The 16843-nt window shown below is 71.4% G+C and carries 15 protein-coding genes; 10 read left to right on the top strand and 5 right to left on the bottom strand.

Annotation, left to right across the window (positions count from 1 at the left end; genetic code table 11):
* Positions 1-284 precede the first annotated feature (284 nt).
* Positions 285-740, top strand: a complete 456-nt coding sequence (locus ACIO9J_RS18405; protein WP_401999997.1) for a transglycosylase SLT domain-containing protein — start codon at positions 285-287, stop codon at positions 738-740.
* A gap of 94 nt (positions 741-834) precedes the next feature.
* On the opposite strand, the gene ACIO9J_RS18400 is transcribed toward ACIO9J_RS18405, so the two are convergent.
* Both ACIO9J_RS18400 and ACIO9J_RS18395 read right to left on the bottom strand, forming a co-directional pair.
* Complete coding sequence (locus ACIO9J_RS18400; protein WP_401999994.1) at positions 835-2091, bottom strand: alpha/beta hydrolase; 1257 nt, start codon at positions 2089-2091, stop codon at positions 835-837.
* Positions 2092-2243: 152 nt separating this feature from the next.
* Positions 2244-3413 (bottom strand): steroid 3-ketoacyl-CoA thiolase, encoded by a 1170-nt coding sequence (locus ACIO9J_RS18395; RefSeq protein ID WP_401999991.1) that lies wholly within the window; start codon positions 3411-3413, stop codon positions 2244-2246.
* 249 nt (positions 3414-3662) lie between these two features.
* Here ACIO9J_RS18395 and ACIO9J_RS18390 point away from each other — a divergent pair, with 249 nt between their 5' ends.
* Entirely contained in the window at positions 3663-4907 is a 1245-nt protein-coding gene (locus ACIO9J_RS18390) for a cytochrome P450 (protein WP_401999988.1), read from the top strand.
* A gap of 181 nt (positions 4908-5088) precedes the next feature.
* Positions 5089-6714: a hypothetical protein gene (locus ACIO9J_RS18385; protein ID WP_401999985.1), complete on the top strand. Its 1626-nt coding sequence runs from the start codon at positions 5089-5091 to the stop codon at positions 6712-6714.
* On the opposite strand, the gene ACIO9J_RS18380 is transcribed toward ACIO9J_RS18385, so the two are convergent.
* Complete coding sequence (locus tag ACIO9J_RS18380; RefSeq protein WP_401999983.1) at positions 6665-8734, bottom strand: bifunctional glycosyltransferase 87/phosphatase PAP2 family protein; 2070 nt, start codon at positions 8732-8734, stop codon at positions 6665-6667. The two genes, ACIO9J_RS18385 and ACIO9J_RS18380, sit on opposite strands and share 50 nt — an antisense overlap.
* 416 nt (positions 8735-9150) lie before the next feature.
* Between ACIO9J_RS18380 and proP the strand changes: the two genes are divergently transcribed.
* A complete protein-coding gene (gene proP, locus ACIO9J_RS18375; protein ID WP_401999980.1) occupies positions 9151-10668 on the top strand; it encodes a glycine betaine/L-proline transporter ProP in 1518 nt (505 codons plus the stop codon).
* 70 nt (positions 10669-10738) lie between these two features.
* Positions 10739-11407 (top strand): O-methyltransferase, encoded by a 669-nt coding sequence (locus ACIO9J_RS18370; RefSeq protein WP_401999977.1) that lies wholly within the window; start codon positions 10739-10741, stop codon positions 11405-11407.
* A gap of 45 nt (positions 11408-11452) precedes the next feature.
* Here ACIO9J_RS18370 and ACIO9J_RS18365 read toward each other — a convergent pair whose 3' ends face one another.
* Positions 11453-11845, bottom strand: coding sequence for a hypothetical protein (locus ACIO9J_RS18365; protein ID WP_401999974.1), 393 nt, complete (start codon positions 11843-11845; stop codon positions 11453-11455).
* A gap of 155 nt (positions 11846-12000) precedes the next feature.
* Between ACIO9J_RS18365 and ACIO9J_RS18360 the strand changes: the two genes are divergently transcribed.
* From ACIO9J_RS18360 to ACIO9J_RS18340, 5 genes are all read left to right on the top strand, one after another.
* On the top strand, positions 12001-12450 hold the full coding sequence (locus ACIO9J_RS18360; protein ID WP_401999972.1) for a DUF1992 domain-containing protein: 450 nt from the start codon (positions 12001-12003) through the stop codon (positions 12448-12450).
* A 122-nt stretch (positions 12451-12572) separates the two neighbouring features.
* Positions 12573-13220 (top strand): hypothetical protein, encoded by a 648-nt coding sequence (locus ACIO9J_RS18355; RefSeq protein WP_401999969.1) that lies wholly within the window; start codon positions 12573-12575, stop codon positions 13218-13220.
* Entirely contained in the window at positions 13213-13698 is a 486-nt protein-coding gene (locus ACIO9J_RS18350) for a hypothetical protein (protein WP_401999966.1), read from the top strand. The genes ACIO9J_RS18355 and ACIO9J_RS18350 overlap by 8 nt, the downstream gene beginning before the upstream one ends.
* 75 nt (positions 13699-13773) lie before the next feature.
* Positions 13774-14124 (top strand): antibiotic biosynthesis monooxygenase family protein, encoded by a 351-nt coding sequence (locus ACIO9J_RS18345; RefSeq protein ID WP_401999963.1) that lies wholly within the window; start codon positions 13774-13776, stop codon positions 14122-14124.
* Positions 14125-14217: 93 nt separating this feature from the next.
* Positions 14218-14757 (top strand): GNAT family N-acetyltransferase, encoded by a 540-nt coding sequence (locus ACIO9J_RS18340; protein ID WP_401999960.1) that lies wholly within the window; start codon positions 14218-14220, stop codon positions 14755-14757.
* Here the strand turns inward: ACIO9J_RS18340 and ACIO9J_RS18335 are convergent.
* On the bottom strand, positions 14740-16797 hold the full coding sequence (locus tag ACIO9J_RS18335; protein ID WP_401999957.1) for a DHA2 family efflux MFS transporter permease subunit: 2058 nt from the start codon (positions 16795-16797) through the stop codon (positions 14740-14742). The genes ACIO9J_RS18340 and ACIO9J_RS18335 overlap by 18 nt on opposite strands.
* Between the last annotated feature and the right edge of the window lie 46 nt (positions 16798-16843).

Here is a 16843-nt window from a genome sequence, read left to right as displayed (position 1 = left end):
GGACTTAGGTCCTCTACGAAGGGGGCTCGTAGCACGCACCCTTTGACGTACATGCGTCAATCACCGCGCTGACCTGGGCATTGAGAGCCACATCACACTACGGACATTCGGCGCGGGTGCGACTTCCACTAGTAAATGGGGTCATTGCGGCGAGGTAACAGCCCTGCTTCTCTGGAGGAGTCGCACGGCGCCGACGCCCTCACCCGGGCTCGGCGCCGACGCACGTCCCCCACGTTCCACCGGCGTGCACGGCGACAGCCCCGTCCCCCACCGGAAGGTCCTCCGTGCCCGCCTCGCTCATCCGCCGCATCGCTTCCCCGAAGAAGGCCATCACCGGCGGCCTCGTCGCCGCAGCCGCCACCGGCATGGTCTTCGCCGCGGCCCCGGCCCAGGCAGCCACCCCGACCACCGCGAAGGCCGCTGTCCCGGCCGCCGCCCCCGCCGCCGCTCCCGCCTCCGCCCAGGCGGTCGCCAAGCAGCTGATCCCGGACGCCGCGCAGTACCAGGCGTTCAGCAACATCGTGGCCCACGAGAGCGGCTGGAACCACACCGCGACGAACTCCTCCTCCGGCGCGTACGGCCTGGTCCAGGCGCTGCCCGGCTCGAAGATGGCCTCCGCGGGCTCGGACTGGAAGACCAACCCGGCCACCCAGATCAAGTGGGGCCTTGACTACATGAACTCCCGCTACGGCAGCCCCGTCGGCGCCTGGAACTTCTGGCAGGCCAACGGCTGGTACTGAGCCGCCGCGAACCGCCACTGAGAGAGGCGGCAACCCCCGTGCGGGGTTGCCGCCTCTTTCGTACGTCCCGGCCCCCTCAGCCGTCCCGGTCCCCTCAGCGCGTGGCGAACCACCGCGCGATCTTCGGCGTCGCCCTGGTCACCGACTCCGTGTGCGGCACCGCGCCCTGATCGAGGACCGGCACCCGCGCCCCGTGCGCCGCGAGGCCGGCCGCGCAGCTGCGGGCGTTGCCGATGGGTACGTCGGTGTCGCCGCGCGCCGCGTAGAGCCGCACCGGCACCCGCGGCTTCCACGCACAGGCGCCGTCGTTCGCCTCCAGCGCCTCCTTGAGGCCTCCCGTGGGGTGCTTCATCCGCTCGGAGAACTCCGGTGTGAGGAGCTGCTTCACCGACTCGGGGAGCGCGGCGACGACGTCCTCCTCCCCGTGGCGGCCGTCGAAGAGCGCCTCGACCCGGTCCGCGTAGGGGGCGCGGAACGCTTCGGCGGGGTCCTTGTAGAGCGGGTGCAGCCGGTTCTGGGCCACCAGGAAGTACGCCGTGTAGAAGATGCCGCTGGTGTCGTTGACCCGGCCGTCGAAGAGCGCGGGGATCTCCTCGCCGGACAGGTCGTAGGGCCCGCTGACGGGCGCGACGGCACGCACCCTGAATGGCACGCCCCCGCTCCCCTTGCGCAGCTCCTTGGCGAGCGCCATCGCGACCTGGCCGCCCTGCGAGAACCCGGTCAGATAGAGGTCACCGGTGAGCTTCCTGCCCTCGCGCCCCGCCGCGGTCCGCGAGGCGCGGAGCATGTCCTGGGACGCGGTGACCGCCGAGCGCGTGTCCATGTACGGGTGGAGGCCGGACCCCTTGCCGAGCCCGAGGTAGTCGGGCGCGGCGACGGCCTTGCCCGCGGCGGCGTGCAGATAGGGGCTGAGCCGCCCGAAGTCCTCGCCGACCGAGGGCGCGTAGTCGCGGTGGACCATGGTCCCGTGGGTGTCGGAGACGAGCCCGAGCGCGCGCCCCCGCGAGGTCTTGGGCAGCACGAACAGGCCGGTGGCGGTGGTGGACCGGCCGTCCGTGCCCACCGTGCGATAGGTGAGCCGGTACGCCGTCACCCCGTACCGCACGGTCCCCGTGTCGATCTTCCCCGCGGCCAGGAACGCGGCGACCTCGCCCCGGCTGAGATCGGCGACCCGGGTGACCTTCAGGAGCGCCCCCCGGTCGACCCGGTGCACAACCTCCCCGCGCGCCGCCTCGGAGCCCCCGACGGCCTGCACGGCGGGCGCGGCACCGAGCCCCGCGAGCAACAACGCGGCAAGGGCAGCGCCCCCGCGCCGCAGGAACCGACCATGTCCAGAACGAAAGTTGTCCATGCCCCAGACGCTACGAGCCCCACCACGCCGCCGACATCCGAGACACCCCCGGCCAGGGGGTGTACGTACCACCACCCGGCCCGGGGGAAATTCAGCCCGTCCGGCGTTTGAGGACGAACACGGCGGAGCCGGCGACGGACACCAACCCCGGACTACACGCGCTGAATGATCGTCCCCGTAGCCACCGCACCCCCCGCACACATCGTGACCAACGCGAACTCCTTGTCCCTGCGCTCCAGTTCATGCAGCGCCGAGGCGATGAGCCGCGCCCCCGTCGCCCCCACGGGATGCCCGAGTGCGATCGCGCCACCGTTGACGTTGACCTTCTCCAGGTCCTGGCCGAAGACCTGCGACCAGCTCAGCACCACGGAGGCGAACGCCTCGTTGATCTCCACGATGTCGATGTCCTTCAGGGACATCCCCGCCTTGCCGAGCACCGCGCGCGTCGCGTCGATCGGACCGTCCAGGTGGAAGTGCGGGTCGGCGCCGACCAGTGCCTGGGCGACGATGCGGGCCCGCGGCTTCAGCTTCAGCGCCCGCGCCATCCGCTTGGACGCCCACATGATCGCGGCCGAACCGTCGGAGATCTGCGAGGAGTTGCCCGCCGTATGCACGGCGGTCGGCATGACCGGCTTGAGTCCGGCGAGGCCTTCCATGGTCGTGTCGCGCAGCCCCTCGTCCCGGTCGACGAGCCGCCACATGCCCTGCCCGCCGGCCTGCTCCTCCTCCGTGGTGGGCACCTGGACGGCGAACGTCTCGCGTTTGAAGCGCTCCTCGGACCAGGCGGTGGCGGCCCGCTCCTGCGAGATGAGGCCGAGCGAGTCCACGTTCTCGCGGGTGAGCCCCCGCTTGCGGGCGATGCGCTCGGCGGCCTCGAACTGGTTGGGCAGGTCGACGTTCCACTCGTCGGGGAAGGGCTTGCCGGGTCCGTGCTTGGAGCCCGACCCGAGCGGCACCCGCGACATCGCCTCGACGCCGCAGCTGATCCCGACGTCGATGACACCGGCCGCGATCATGTTGGCGACCATGTGGCTCGCCTGCTGCGAGGAGCCGCACTGGCAGTCGACGGTGGTCGCCGCGGTCTCGTACGGAAGTCCCATGGTGAGCCAGGCCGTGCGCGCCGGATTCATGGACTGCTCCCCGGCGTGCGTCACCGTGCCGCCGACGATCTGCTCGACGCAGTCGGCGTGGATGCCGGTACGGCCGAGGAGTTCGCGGTAGGTCTCACCGAGCAGATAGGCGGGGTGGAGATTGGCGAGCGCACCACCGCGCTTGCCGATGGGCGTGCGTACTGCTTCGACGATGACGGGTTCCGCGGCCATGGGCTCGTCCTCTCCCTCCACGTCCCGCGAGCCGTCCCGGCGCCTCGCGAGAGGAACTAGTACGCGTTCTAGTTCTGTTGTGCAGTCTGCTGAGCGGACCCCGGCGCCGCAAGGGTCTTGCATGCACCTTGCGCGAGACCCTCACGTAATAGAGCCCGTCGTGGGCCTTGCCTCTTGTAGAACCCGTTACTACCTTTCGAGCCATCTCCTGATGGACCGTCAGAACTCAGCACACGCCTGGAGTTGCCGATGACCTGTCCAGCGCTGCCCGACGGGTTCGACTTCACCGACCCCGACCTGCTCCAAGACCGCGTACCCCTGCCGGAGTTCGCACAGTTGCGGCAGACCGAGCCGGTGCACTGGATCACCCAGCCGCGCCGGATATCCGGCTTCGACGACACGGGCTACTGGGCCGTCACGCGGCACGAGGACGTCAAGTACGTCTCCACGCACCCGGAGCTGTTCTCCTCCAACCTCAACACCGCGGTCATCCGCTTCAACGAGTCGATCAGCAGGGACCAGATCGAGGTCCAGAAGATGATCATGCTCAACATGGACCCGCCCGAGCACACCCGGGTCCGCCAGATCGTGCAGCGCGGCTTCACGCCCCGGTCCATCCGCTCGCTCGAGGAGACCCTGCGCGACCGCGCCCGCTCCATCGTCGAGACGGCGCTCGAACAGGCGGGCCCCGACGGCTCCTTCGACTTCGTCAACAACGTCGCCGTCGAACTCCCGCTCCAGGCCATCGCCGAGCTGATCGGCGTCCCCCAGGAGGACCGCTCCAAGATCTTCGACTGGTCGAACAAGATGGTGGCGTACGACGACCCGGAGTACGCCATCACGGAGGAGATCGGCGCCGAGGCGGCCATGGAGATCGTCTCGTACTCGATGAACCTCGCCGCGGCCCGCAAGGAGTGCCCCGCCAAGGACATCGTCAGCCAACTGGTCGCCGCCGAGGACGAGGGGAACCTGTCGTCGGACGAGTTCGGCTTCTTCGTGATCCTGCTCGCGGTGGCCGGCAACGAGACCACCCGCAACGCCATCACCCACGGCATGCACGCCTTCCTGACCCACCCCGAGCAGTGGGAGCTCTACAAGCGCGAGCGCCCCGCGACGGCGGCGGAGGAGATCGTGCGCTGGGCCACCCCGGTGGTCTCCTTCCAGCGCACGGCCACCCAGGACACCGAGCTCGGCGGCGTGACGGTCAAGAAGGGCGACCGCGTCGGCGTCTTCTACTCCTCGGCCAATCACGACCCCGAGGTCTTCGAGAACCCCGGCGCGTTCGACATCACCCGGGACCCCAACCCGCACCTCGGCTTCGGCGGCGGAGGCCCGCACTTCTGCCTCGGCAAGTCCCTCGCGGTCCTGGAGATCAACCTCATCTTCAACGCCATCGCGGACGTGCTGCCCGGCCTCCGGCTGGTCGCCGACCCGCGCAGGCTCCGCTCGGCCTGGCTCAACGGCGTCAAGGAACTTCGGGTCAGCGCCCGCTGACGCGCCTCCAAGGGAGGCGGGGGCGATCCCCTCACGCCCCGCCCCCGCCTCCCCCGGAGGGCCCGCCGGCGCAATCGGACGTATCCGGTCGACTCCCGACACGAAACCAACGTTTCCGTTGCACAGGGCGTCTTGAGAGGTGAACCTTGCCCTTCCAAGACTTCGAACGGAAACGGTGGCCGTGGCTTCTGCCGATCTCTCGCTCGCGCCGTCCGGCAGTTCACCCACCGAGCGGAACTCCACCTTCCGCGCCTTCTGCCGCCGCCACCGCGTTCCGCTGCTCGCCACCGTCCCCACCCTTCCCCTGTACGCCGTGTGGGCGGCGTTCCTCGCGACCGGCGGCGGCGATCTCGCCGCGCAGGAGGCCTGGGCGAGGTTCGCCTCCGAGCACGGCGCCGCCGCGTACAACCTCTTCTGGTACGGCGGGATGCACACCGCCAACTACAGCCTGATCTCCCCGTACCTGATGGCACTGCTCGGCGTGAAGACCGTGACCGTGCTCTCCGGCGTCGCGGGCGCCTGGCTTGCCGCCGCGCTGGTCCAGCGCTCCGGGATCCGCAGGCCGCTGGCGCCCGCGGTGCTCGCCTCGCTCGGGGTCTGGTGCAACGTCGCCTCCGGGCGCACCACGTTCGCCCTCGGACTCGCCTTCGGCCTCGGGGCCTGTCTGGTCCTGGTGCGGGAGCGGCGGGTGGCCGTCGCCGTGCTCTGCGCGACGCTGGCCACCATGGCCTCCCCGGTCGCCGGGCTCTTCCTGGTGGTCGCGGGCGCGGGCTACTTCTTCGTACGCGACTGGGCGCGCGCCGCGGCCCTGATCGTGCCGCCGTTCGCGGTGGTGGCGACGACGACGGTGCTCTTCCCCTTCGACGGCGAACAGCCGATGGCCTTCGACCGGATCTTCCCGCCCGCGCTGTTCGGCCTCGCCCTCGTCCTCGCGGCGCCCGCGCGCTGGCGGGTGCTGCGCTGGGGCGCGGGCATGTACGCGCTCGGCACCGTCCTGACGTTCCTCATCCCGTCCCCGATCGGCACGAACGTGGAGCGGCTCGCCGAGCTGTTCGGGCCCGCCGCGCTGCTCGCGGCGCTGCTCGCCCCCGGCCTCGACCGGCTGCGGCGCGTCCTGCTCGCGGTGGCGCTCGTCCTGTCGTCGGCCTGGGTGGTGCAGAAGACCGTCGACGACCTGATGGTGTCGACGAAGGTGCCGAAGTGGGCGGCCGACACCCATGGCGTGGTGCGGGAGCTGGAGCGCCTAGGCGCCGACCGGGGCCGCGTCGAGGTCGTCCCCGCCCGCAACCACCGCGAGGCCACCGCGCTCTCCCCGTACGTGAACATGGCGCGCGGCTGGAACCGCCAGCTCGACATCGAGCGCGGCCGCCTCTTCTACGACGGCACGTTCTCGGCCACCACCTACCGCGCCTGGCTGGACCGCTGGGCCGTCGGCTACGTGGTCCTGCCGCTCGGCAGGCCGGACGGCCCCGCCGAGGCCGAGGCGGCCCTCGTGTCGGGCGAGCCCACCTGGCTCCAGCCGGTGTGGAAGGACGCCAACTGGCGGATCTACCGGGTGCGGAACTCGGTGCCGCTGGTCTCCGAGCCCGCGTCCGTGGTCCGCTCGACCGGCTCCGACGTGGTGGTCAGGGTGCCGAAGCGGGGCTCGGTGACCGTACGCCTGGTGTACTCGCCGTGGCTGCGGGCCGAGGGCGCGTGCCTGAAGCAGTACGGCGAGTTCACCCGGCTCTCGGTGCCAGGACCCGGCACCTACAAGATCAGCTCCGGGTACGGTCTTTCGCGGGACCGTCCTTCGACATGTCGATGACGGGCGGTGCCTGCGCACCCGTGGCGACCCTCAGGGGCTGCCGCACCCGGGGTCCCGAGAGCAGATAGGTGAGCCCGAAGCCGATGCCCACCACGGCCGCGCCGCCCACCGCGTCGAGCACCCAGTGGTTGCCGGTCCCCACGATCGCGCAGACCGTGAAGAACGGGTGCAGCAGGCCGAGCGCCTTCATCCACCACTTCGGCGCGACGATCGCGATGACCAGACCGCACCACAGGGACCAGCCGAAGTGCAGCGAGGGCATCGCCGCGTACTGGTTGGTGAGGTCGGTCAGCGTGCCGTAGTTCGGCTTCGTGAAGTCCTGGACGCCGTGCACGGTGTCGATGAAGCCGAGGTCGGGCATCAGCCGCGGCGGGGCGAGCGGGTAGGCCCAGAAGCCGACGAGGGCCAGGACCGTGGCGAAGCCGAGCGCCGAGCGCGCCCAGCGGTACTCGGCCGGCCTGCGCACGTACAGGACGGCGAGGACGGTCAGCGGCACCACGAAGTGGAACGACGTGTAGTAGAAGTTGAAGAAGCTTTCGAGCCAGCCGGTGCGCGCCGTGAGGTGGTTGAACCAGTGCTCGACGTCGATGTGCAGGAACCGCTCGATCGCGTGCACCTGCTCGCCGTGGTGTTCGGCGGTGGTGCGGCCCCCGGAAATGGTGCCGCCCGTCGCGGCCAGCCTGACCTGCTGGTACGCGGAGTAGCCGACGCGGATCAGGAGCAGTTCGAGGAGCAGGTTCGGACGGCTCAGGACGCGCCGCCAGAACGGCACGAGCGGAATCCGCCGCCAGCGGGCCGGGACGGGCGCGGCGTACTCCGTCGGGACCGGGCTCCGGTACCGCGGATGCGTACGGGACAGGAACGGCACCACGAGGGCGGCCGCCAGCGCCGCGACCAGGACGACGTTGTCCCTGACCGGCTCGGTGACCGGCATGTTCGGCAGCATCATCTTGGCGGGCAGCGTCGACACCAGGACGACGGCCACGGGCCACATGTACCGGTCGGACTGCTTCTTGCCCGCCCGGCCGACCACCGCGAACAGCACCCACAGGAGCTGGTGCTGCCAGGTCGTCGGCGACACCGCGACGGCCACGCACCCGGTGACCGCGGTGGCGAGCAGCAGTTGCCCGTCCTTGGCGTAGCGCACCGCGCGGCGCACGCCGAAGAAGACGACGGCGGCGCCGAGCCCCAGGAAGAGCCCCGTCTCCAGGGGGCCGCGGATGCCGAACCTGAGGAGCATGCCGTGCAGCGACTGGTTGGCGTTGGCGTCCGGGCTCGCGCCGAGCCCGGCGCCCGCGAGGTGATGGACCCAGTACGTCCATGAGTCGTGCGGCAGCGCGGCCCAGGCCAGCGCGGTGCAGGCGGCGAAGGTCAGCCCGGTGGAGGCGGCGGCGCGCTTGCGCCCGGTGAACCAGAGCAGCCCGGCGAAGAGCAGCATCGTCGGCTGAAGGGCCGCGCCCACGCCGATCAGGAGGCCACTGGCCCGTTCGCCGCGGACCGCGAAGAGCCCGAGCAGGACGAGCAGCACCGGGATGATGCTGGTCTGGCCGAGGTAGAGCGCGTTGCGGACCGGCAGCGACAGGATCAGCAGGCTGATCGCGACCGGCGCGGCGAGCAGTGAGGTGCGGCGGGACACCGGCTGCGGCAGGGCGCGGGCCGCGAGCAAGCCGATCACGACGACGAGGCCGAGCGTGCCGAACGTCCAGCCCCAGCCGAGCGCCTGTTCGGCCGAACGGGCCAGTGGCTTGAGGACGAGGCCGAAGAACGGAGTGCCGGTGAACTTGTCCGCGTCGTAGAGCGAGCCCTTCACGTGCAGGACGCCCTCGGGGCCGATCCAGGTCTCCAGATCGGTGAAGCGCTCGGTGCGCGGGGTGCGCAGCACGACGGCCGCCTGCCGGGCCGCGAGGAGCGCCGCGACCAGCCACAGGCCGACGCGGATCGCGCCGATCCTGGCCTGTGGACCGCCTGGCCGCCCGGCCCCCATGGCACTGCCCGGTCCTCTGTGCTCCATGTTCGCCACGCGCCGTCGGCCCTCCCGCCCCATGAGTCATGTCTGCGGTCCTGCTGTCCCGGGCGCCGAGAGCGGGCCCGGAATTGGTGCCCCTGTGGTGAGACGCGGGCCGCCACCGGTTCACCTGACGGCCATACCGGTTTCTATCCGCTTTTCTCCACCACCGCACCGCGCCGGGTACCCCACTGACCGGGACCCGACGTACGGTTCCCGCCACGGTCGGCGACATAGATCACAAGGGCGAGTTGTCCGCACTGCCGATGGAAACGCCGTTTGACCTGGATAGCAGCGGTTTTCGGGCCTTACGCGGTCGACCAGCCACCGACCGTAATGATGGCCGATGCACCTATGGTCGCTTTCGGGCCGCCCCCGTCCGCGTGGGCGGCCCCGTCCTTGTCGTCGACCGAAAGCAGGCGGGCGAACCGTTGCCGAGCGCCACATCCGTCGCACCACCCAAGCCCGGGGCCCCGCGGGGTCAGCAGCCCGGAGACCGTCCGGGACTCCGCGCCGGAGCCCCCCGGGACGTCACCGTCACCGACCCCGTGCTGGTCAAGCGCGCGGTGAAGGCGGCCGCCCTCGGCAACGCGATGGAATGGTTCGACTTCGGCGTCTACAGCTACATCGCCGTGACCCTCGGCAAGGTCTTCTTCCCCTCGGGCAACCCCACCGCACAGCTGCTCTCCACCTTCGGCGCCTTCGCCGCGGCCTTCCTGATCCGCCCGCTGGGCGGCATGGTCTTCGGCCCGCTCGGCGACCGCGTGGGCCGCCAGAAGGTGCTCGCGCTGACCATGATCATGATGGCGGCGGGCACCTTCGCCATCGGCCTGATCCCGTCGTACGCCACGATCGGCGTCTGGGCGCCGGTCCTGCTCCTGCTCGCCCGCCTGGTGCAGGGCTTCTCCACCGGCGGCGAGTACGCGGGCGCCTCCACTTTCATCGCGGAGTACGCACCCGACAAGAAGCGCGGATTCCTCGGCAGCTGGCTGGAGTTCGGCACCCTCGCGGGCTACATCGGCGGCGCGGGCCTGGTCACCCTGATGACGGCACTGCTCTCCTCGGACGACCTGGTCTCCTGGGGCTGGCGCATCCCGTTCCTCATCGCGGGCCCGATGGGTCTGATCGGCCTCTATCTGCGGATGAAGCTGGAGGAGACCCCGGCGTTCGCCGCCGAGCTGGAGAAGGCCCACAAGGACGAGCAGGCCCGCCCGAAGGTACGGCTGCGCGACATGGTCGCCGGCCAGTGGAAGGCGCTCCTCCTCTGCATGGGCCTGGTCCTCGTCTTCAACGTCACGGACTACATGCTGCTGTCGTACATGCCCAGCTACCTCACCGGCGAGCTGAAGTACGACGAGACGCACGGGCTCCTGGTCATCCTGGCCGTGATGGCGCTGATGATGTGCGCCCAGCCGTTCATGGGCGCCCTCACCGACCGCGTCGGCCGCCGCCCGGTGATCGCCGCGGGCTGCGCGGGCTTCTTCCTGCTCTCCGTCCCCGCCCTGCTCCTGATCCGCGAGGGCTCCCTCTGGGCGATCGCCCTGGGCCTCGGCGCGCTCGGCCTGCTCCTGGTCTGCTTCACCGCCTCGATGCCGTCGACGCTGCCCGCCCTGTTCCCGACGAAGGTCCGCTACGGCTCCCTCTCGATCGGCTTCAACATCTCCGTCTCGATCTTCGGCGGCACGACCCCGCTGGTGGTCACGGCCCTGATCGGCGCGACGGGCGACAAGATGATGCCCGCGTACTACATGATGGCGGCGGCGGTGATCGGCGGAACGGCCGTCTGGTTCCTGACGGAATCGGCCCGCAGGCCCCTGCCGGGTTCGCCCCCGTCGGTAGAGACGGAGGCGGAGGCACGAGCGCTCAGGTCAGCCCCTCCGGCGCTTGAGGAGCGGGGTCCGGGGCGGAGCCCCGTGGGTGTGACGCCCACCGAACCGAGCCACCACTGACAATCGCCCGTTCCTCCCATAGACTCCTTAGCGAAACTAACTAGGCAGTCGAAGGGAACGTACGAACCCCATGACTCAGCAGCAGTGGAACTCCGTCGACGACTACTTCACCACCCTCCTCGCCCCGTCCGACGACACCCTGACCGCCACCCTGCGCGACAGCGACGCGGCAGGGCTCCCGCAGATCAACGTCGCCCCGAACCAGGGCAAGCTGCTCCAGCTGCTCGCCCAGATCCAGGGCGCAAGCCGCATCCTGGAGATCGGCACGCTCGGCGGCTACAGCACCATCTGGCTGGGCCGCGCGCTGCCCGCCGACGGCCACCTCGTCACCCTCGAATACAGCCCGGAGCACGCCTCCGTGGCCCGCGGCAACCTCGCCCGCGCCGGGCTCGACAAGATCGCCGAGGTCCGTGTCGGACCCGCCCTCGACTCGCTCACCGCGCTCGCCGCCGAGCACCCCGACCCCTTCGACCTCGTCTTCATCGACGCGGACAAGGCCAACAACCCGCACTACCTGGAGTGGGCGATCAAGCTCACCCGGCCGGGCAGCCTGATCGTCCTCGACAACGTCGTGCGCGGCGGCGCCGTCACGGACGGCACCAGCACCGACGCGAGCGTGCGCGGCACCCGCGCCGCGCTCGAAATCATGGCGAACCACCCGAAGTTGAGCGCCACCGCGCTACAGACCGTCGGCACCAAGGGATACGACGGCTTCGCCCTGGCCCGCGTGCTCGACTGACCCGCCGCCACGGGACGCCGGCTCGACCCGCGCGGAAGAGCCGGCTCAACCCTCGTGGAAATAGCCCACGTTCACGCTGCGCGGCCCCGACTTGTCCTGGATGACGACCTCGCCGGAGCCGCCCCGGTCCAGCGGCTCCGTCGCCCCGTACGCGAGGGGCCGCGCCACGCCCTGCGACACCACCCGTACCTCGGAGGCGGGGTCGGGGTTCGAGCCGCGCAGCCAGGTCACCGCCCAGGCCCCGTCGGGCCCGCAGCGGAACTCCAGGTGGGCGCGGGACACGAACAGCCAGTCGTCGGGCGTCACGAGCCCGCACACGCCCCGGTCCCGCCCCACCCGCAGCACGGCGCCCGGCTCGCTCGACGCGTCGGCCATGTGCATGCCCGCGGTCGCGCCGGAATCGGCCCCGGACACCGAGGCCATGGTCAGCTCCAGCACGTACGTACGCTCCTTCGACTCACGCCGCACACAGCGCGATTCACGCATCCCGAACCACGCGTCACGGCACACCACACACCCCGGAAGTCGAAGCGCGCCGCCGCATCTTAGGTCGGCCACCCGCGCCCGCACACCCTCCCTGGGACAATGGCCCCATGACTGAACGCAAGCCACCTGGAGTGAACTTCGAGTCCTGGATCGACAAGCAGATCAGGGAGGCCGAGGAACGCGGCGACTTCGCCGAGCTGCCGGGCAGGGGCAAGCCGCTGCCGGGCAACCAGAGCACGCCGTACGACGAACTGTGGTGGATCAAGCAGAAGATGGCCCGCGAGGGCGTCTCCTACCTGTCCCCGACCCTGACCCTGCGCAAGGAGGCCGAGGACGTCATCGCCGCGGCCGCCGACGCCCCGTCCGAGCGCGCGGCGCGGAAGCTGGTGCAGGACCTCAACGACAAGATCCGCGAGGCGCTTCGGGTGCCGCCGCCGGGCCCGCCGCTCGGTCTGACCCCCTTCGACCTCGACGAAGTGGCCCGCACCTGGCGCGCCCGCCACGAGGAACGCCGCGCCCGTCCCGACGAACGCCACCAGGAACGCCCCGCGGACTGACGCGAGCCGCCTTTTCCGGCCGTTTGACGCGCCGCTTCCTGGCAACTCGTCCCGGGGACACGCGCCGGGGCCGCACGCGGGCCCCGGCGACCAGGCCCACTCCCCCGGGAAGGCACCCACCCATGTCCACAGTCATGATCATCGTGCTGATCGCGGTCGTCGTGGTCCTCGCCGCCGCCGCGGGCATCGCCGTGAGCCGCGGCCGGCACGCGGGCGGCGGGCACAGCCTGAAGCGGCGCTTCGGCCCCGAGTACGACCGCGCGGTCGCCCGGCACGACGGCGACACCAAGGCGGCCGAGCGCGACCTCGGCGAACGCGTGAAGCGGCACGGCTCGCTGCGGACCCTGCCGCTCGACCCGGCGGCACGCGAACGGTACGCGGCCCGCTGGGCCGTCGCCCAGGAGCGCTTCGTCGAATCCCCGCGCGAGGCGGTGGCGGAGGCGGACCGGCTCGTCGCCGAACTGGCGGGCGCCCGCGGCTTCCCCGACAGCGGCCACTACGAGGACCAGCTCGACGCCCTCTCCGTGCACCACGCCCACCACGTCCACGGCTACCGCAGCGTGCACCGCGCGGCCCTGGAGACGACGGGCGCCGAGGAGACCGGGGCGGGCACGGAGGAACTGCGCACGGCGATGGTCGAGGCCCGCGCCCTCTTCGACGACCTGCTCGCCGACCGCGGCGACCACTCCGCCAAGCACCCCGGCCCCGGCAAGCACACGCCCGACAAGCAGTCGACCGGCATCACCCGAAGGGGAGTCCAGCATGGCTGAAACGGCGCTCTTCCCGCCCGGCGAACGCGACAGGCTGGCCCTGCGCCTCCAGAACGCCGTGGGCGGCTTCGTGGACGGCCCCCGTGACGCGGTGGAGGACGCCGACCGCGTCCTGGAGGACACGATCCAGCACCTGACGGCCGCGCTCGCGGAGCGCCGCCGCACCATCCGCACGTCCTGGCAGCCCACGCCCCCCAGGGCCGAGACCACCCCCACGACGTCCGTGCCACCCACCTCCGCCCCGCACGCCTCCGTACCCCCCACCTCCGTACCCCCCACGGAGACCGCCCCCGAAGCGACCCTCACCCCGGACCCGTCCCTCACCCCGAAGGACCCCACGGGCCCCACCGGGACACCGGAGAAGCCCGGCGCACCCGGCGCACCCGGCGCACCCGGAACCCCGGCCGGCGACACGGAACAGCTCCGCCTGGCCCTCCGCGACTATCGCGAGGCGACCGAACACCTGCTGAAGATCTGAGCCCCCTCCCGGGCCCGCCGGGGCGGTGACAGCACCTCACACCGCCCCGACGGGCCCGTGCGGCAGGATGGCGGCATGAGCATCGTGAAGATCAACGCCCTCACCGTCCCCGAGGAACAGCGCGAGGTCCTGGAGAAGCGCTTCTCCTCCCGCGCGGGCTCGGTGGAGAACTCCGACGGCTTCGAGTGGTTCGAACTGCTGCGCCCGATCGAGGGCACGGACCAGTACCTCGTCTACACCCGCTGGCGCGACGAGGCCGCCTTCCAGGCGTGGATGGAGGGCCCCATGAAGGCCGCCCACCAGCAGGGCCGTCCGCAGGGCGGCGGTGAAGGCGCGGCCGAGGGCGGTGAGCGGCCCAAGCCCGCCGCGTCCGGTTCCACCCTCTGGTCGTTCGAGGTCGTCCAGCAGGCCGCCCCCAAGAGCTGACCCGGGGAACACCCCGTACTCCGGACCCCTCACTCCCGCCCCGCGAGCCAATTCGCTTGCGGGGCGCCGCCCGTCGCAGCCGAGAATGGCACCATGACCACCAACTCACCGGCCCACACCGCCTCCTGGACCGTCTCCCCCGAGCCGTACGACTCCCCCGTGGCCGCCGCGCTCTGGCGCACGTACTACACGGAGGTCAGCGACCGCTGGTATCTGCTCCACGAGGGCCGTGCCACGGACCCCGAGGAGCTGGAGCGCGAGGTCGCCGCGGAGACGGGGGCCGATCTCGCGCCGCCGGACGGCGTGCTGCTGGTCGCGTGGTACGGCGAGGAGCCCGCGGGCACCGCGGGCGTGCGGCTGCTCGACGCGGGGACGGCGGAGCTCAAGCGCGTCTTCGTACGGGAGGACCTGCGCGGCAAGGGCGGCGCCCCCGTCCTGCTCGCCGCGGCCGAGGACGCGGCCCGCGCGCTCGGCGCCGGGCGCGTCATCCTCGACACCCGCACCGACCTGGTGGAGGCCCGCTCCCTGTACGCGCGGCACGGGTACGAGGAGATCGAGCCGCTCATGGAGCGTCAGTACGCCGACCACTGGTACGGCAAGAAGCTGGCCCCCGGCTCAGCCGACGCGCGCTGACGCCGCCCCGTCCTGCGGCCGCTCCGACTCCGACCCGCACAGTTCGGCGCTGAGTTCCTCGACGAGCCGGACCAGGTCGGTGGGCCGTTCGGGTCCCCACCAGTCGCCGAGCAGCTCGGACAGGGACTCCTCGCGGGCCTTGGCGAGCCGGCCCGCGACCTCCCGGCCCTGTTCGGTCAGGAACATGTCCAGGCCCTGGCGCTCGGCGAGGTGGCGCTCCTCGACCTGGCGGGCGGCCGCCGTGACGACGGTGAGCGGCACCGTGGTGCGCTCGGCGAGCACGGCGGGTTCCACGGAGCCGTGCCTGGCCATGCGCAGCAGCAGCCAGCTGGCCGCGGGCAGCAGGTCGTAGCCCGCGCGGGCGGTGATCTTCTCGTAGATCTCGCGGCGCCCCTCGCGGGTCCCGAGCACGGACAGGGCCCGCGCGCACTCGTCGTACGACGAGCGTTCCACCGGGTTGCTGGCGAGGGTCTGCGTGGGGTCGGGCGCCGTCACCGAGCCGCGCAGCTTGTCCTCCTTCAGGAACCAGGCGAGGACGAAGGCGACCAGGGCGACCGGCGCCGCGTAGAGGAAGACGTCCGTGATCGACGAGGCGTACGCGTGCAGGGCGCTGGGCCGCAGGTCGGCGGGGAGCCGCTGGATGCCGCGCGGGTCCGCCTCCAGGGCGCCCACGGTCAGTCCCGGCGGCAGCTGCCGCCCGGCGAGGGCGTCGGTGAGCTTGTCGCCGAGCCGGTTGGTGAAGACCGTGCCGAAGATCGCGACGCCGAAGGAGGCGCCGATGGAGCGGAAGAAGGTCGCGCCGGAGGTGGCGACGCCCAGGTCCTCGTAGCTGACGGCGTTCTGCACGATGAGGACGAGCACCTGCATGACCAGGCCGAGGCCCAGGCCGAAGACGAAGAAGTAGGCGCTCATCTCCAGGGTCGGGCTGTTCTCGTTCAGCTGGTGGAGCAGCAGCAGGCCCAGCGTCGTCACGGCCGTGCCCGCGACGGGGAACACCTTCCAGCGGCCCGTGCGGCTGACGATCTGCCCGGACGCGGTGGTCGACAGGAGCATGCCCGCCACCATGGGCAGCATGTGCACGCCGGACATGGTCGGCGTGACGCCCTGCACGACCTGGAGGAACGTCGGCAGGTAGGTCATCGCCCCGAACATCGCGAAGCCCACGATGAAGCTGATGACGGCGGACAGGGTGAAGGTGCGGATCCGGAACAGCTTCAGCGGAAGCACCGGCTCCACGGCCTTCTTCTCCACGGAGACGAAGGCGATGGCGAGCAGTACGCCGAGCACCGCGAGCCCGATGATCTGCGGCGATCCCCAGGCCCAGGTGGTGCCCCCGAGCGAGGCGACGAGCACCAGGCAGGTCGCGACGGACGCGATGAGGAAGGTGCCGAGGTAGTCGATGGTGTGCTTGGTGTCGCGCACCGGGATGTGCAGGGCGGTCGCGATGACGACGAGGGCGATCACGCCGATGGGCAGGTTGACGTAGAACACCCAGCGCCAGCTGAGGTGTTCGGTGAAGAGCCCGCCGAGCAGCGGCCCGAGGACGCTGGTCGCGCCGAAGACCGCGCCGAACAGGCCCTGGTACTTGCCGCGTTCGCGCGGCGGTACGAGGTCGCCGACGATCGCCATCGACAGCACCATGAGCCCGCCGCCGCCGAGGCCCTGGAGCGCCCTGAACCCGATGAGCTGCGGCATGTTCTGCGCCATGCCGCACAGCGCGGAGCCGACCAGGAAGATCACGATCGCGGTCAGGAACAGCTTCTTGCGGCCGTACTGATCGCCGAGCTTGCCCCACAGCGGCGTCGCGGCCGTCGCGGCGAGCATGTACGCGGTGACCACCCAGGACAGGTGGTCCATGCCGCCGAGGTCGCTGACGATCGTCGGCAGCGCGGTGGAGACGATGGTCTGGTCGAGGGCGGCGAGCAGCATGCCGAGGAGCAGCGCGCCGATGGAGACCAGCACGCCGCCGTGCGCGCGCTCCCCCGGCGGTCCGGGTACGGGCTCGGGCCCCGCGGGCCGTGCGCTCACGTCCTGCGTCATGGACAACCTCCTGAGGGCACCGCCCCGGGCCCCTTGCTGCGGGCAC

The organism is Streptomyces sp. NPDC087300 (assembly GCF_044744425.1).
Classification (GTDB): domain Bacteria; phylum Actinomycetota; class Actinomycetes; order Streptomycetales; family Streptomycetaceae; genus Streptomyces.
Note: the sequence above shows the minus strand (reverse complement) of the source record. Positions and strands in the feature narration are given on the sequence as shown.

Bases quoted from the DNA above. Each gene is read 5' to 3' on its own strand.
- ACIO9J_RS18390 (WP_401999988.1), top strand. From the start codon at position 3,663: ATGACCTGTCCAGCGCTGCCCGACGGGTTCGACTTCACCGACCCCGAC.
- ACIO9J_RS18395 (WP_401999991.1), bottom strand. From the start codon at position 3,413: ATGGCCGCGGAACCCGTCATCGTCGAAGCAGTACGCACGCCCATCGGC.
- ACIO9J_RS18345 (WP_401999963.1), top strand. From the start codon at position 13,774: ATGAGCATCGTGAAGATCAACGCCCTCACCGTCCCCGAGGAACAGCGC.
- ACIO9J_RS18355 (WP_401999969.1), top strand. From the start codon at position 12,573: ATGTCCACAGTCATGATCATCGTGCTGATCGCGGTCGTCGTGGTCCTC.
- ACIO9J_RS18400 (WP_401999994.1), bottom strand. From the start codon at position 2,091: ATGGACAACTTTCGTTCTGGACATGGTCGGTTCCTGCGGCGCGGGGGC.
- ACIO9J_RS18370 (WP_401999977.1), top strand. From the start codon at position 10,739: ATGACTCAGCAGCAGTGGAACTCCGTCGACGACTACTTCACCACCCTC.
- ACIO9J_RS18360 (WP_401999972.1), top strand. From the start codon at position 12,001: ATGACTGAACGCAAGCCACCTGGAGTGAACTTCGAGTCCTGGATCGAC.
- ACIO9J_RS18335 (WP_401999957.1), bottom strand. From the start codon at position 16,797: ATGACGCAGGACGTGAGCGCACGGCCCGCGGGGCCCGAGCCCGTACCC.
- ACIO9J_RS18340 (WP_401999960.1), top strand. From the start codon at position 14,218: ATGACCACCAACTCACCGGCCCACACCGCCTCCTGGACCGTCTCCCCC.
- ACIO9J_RS18350 (WP_401999966.1), top strand. From the start codon at position 13,213: ATGGCTGAAACGGCGCTCTTCCCGCCCGGCGAACGCGACAGGCTGGCC.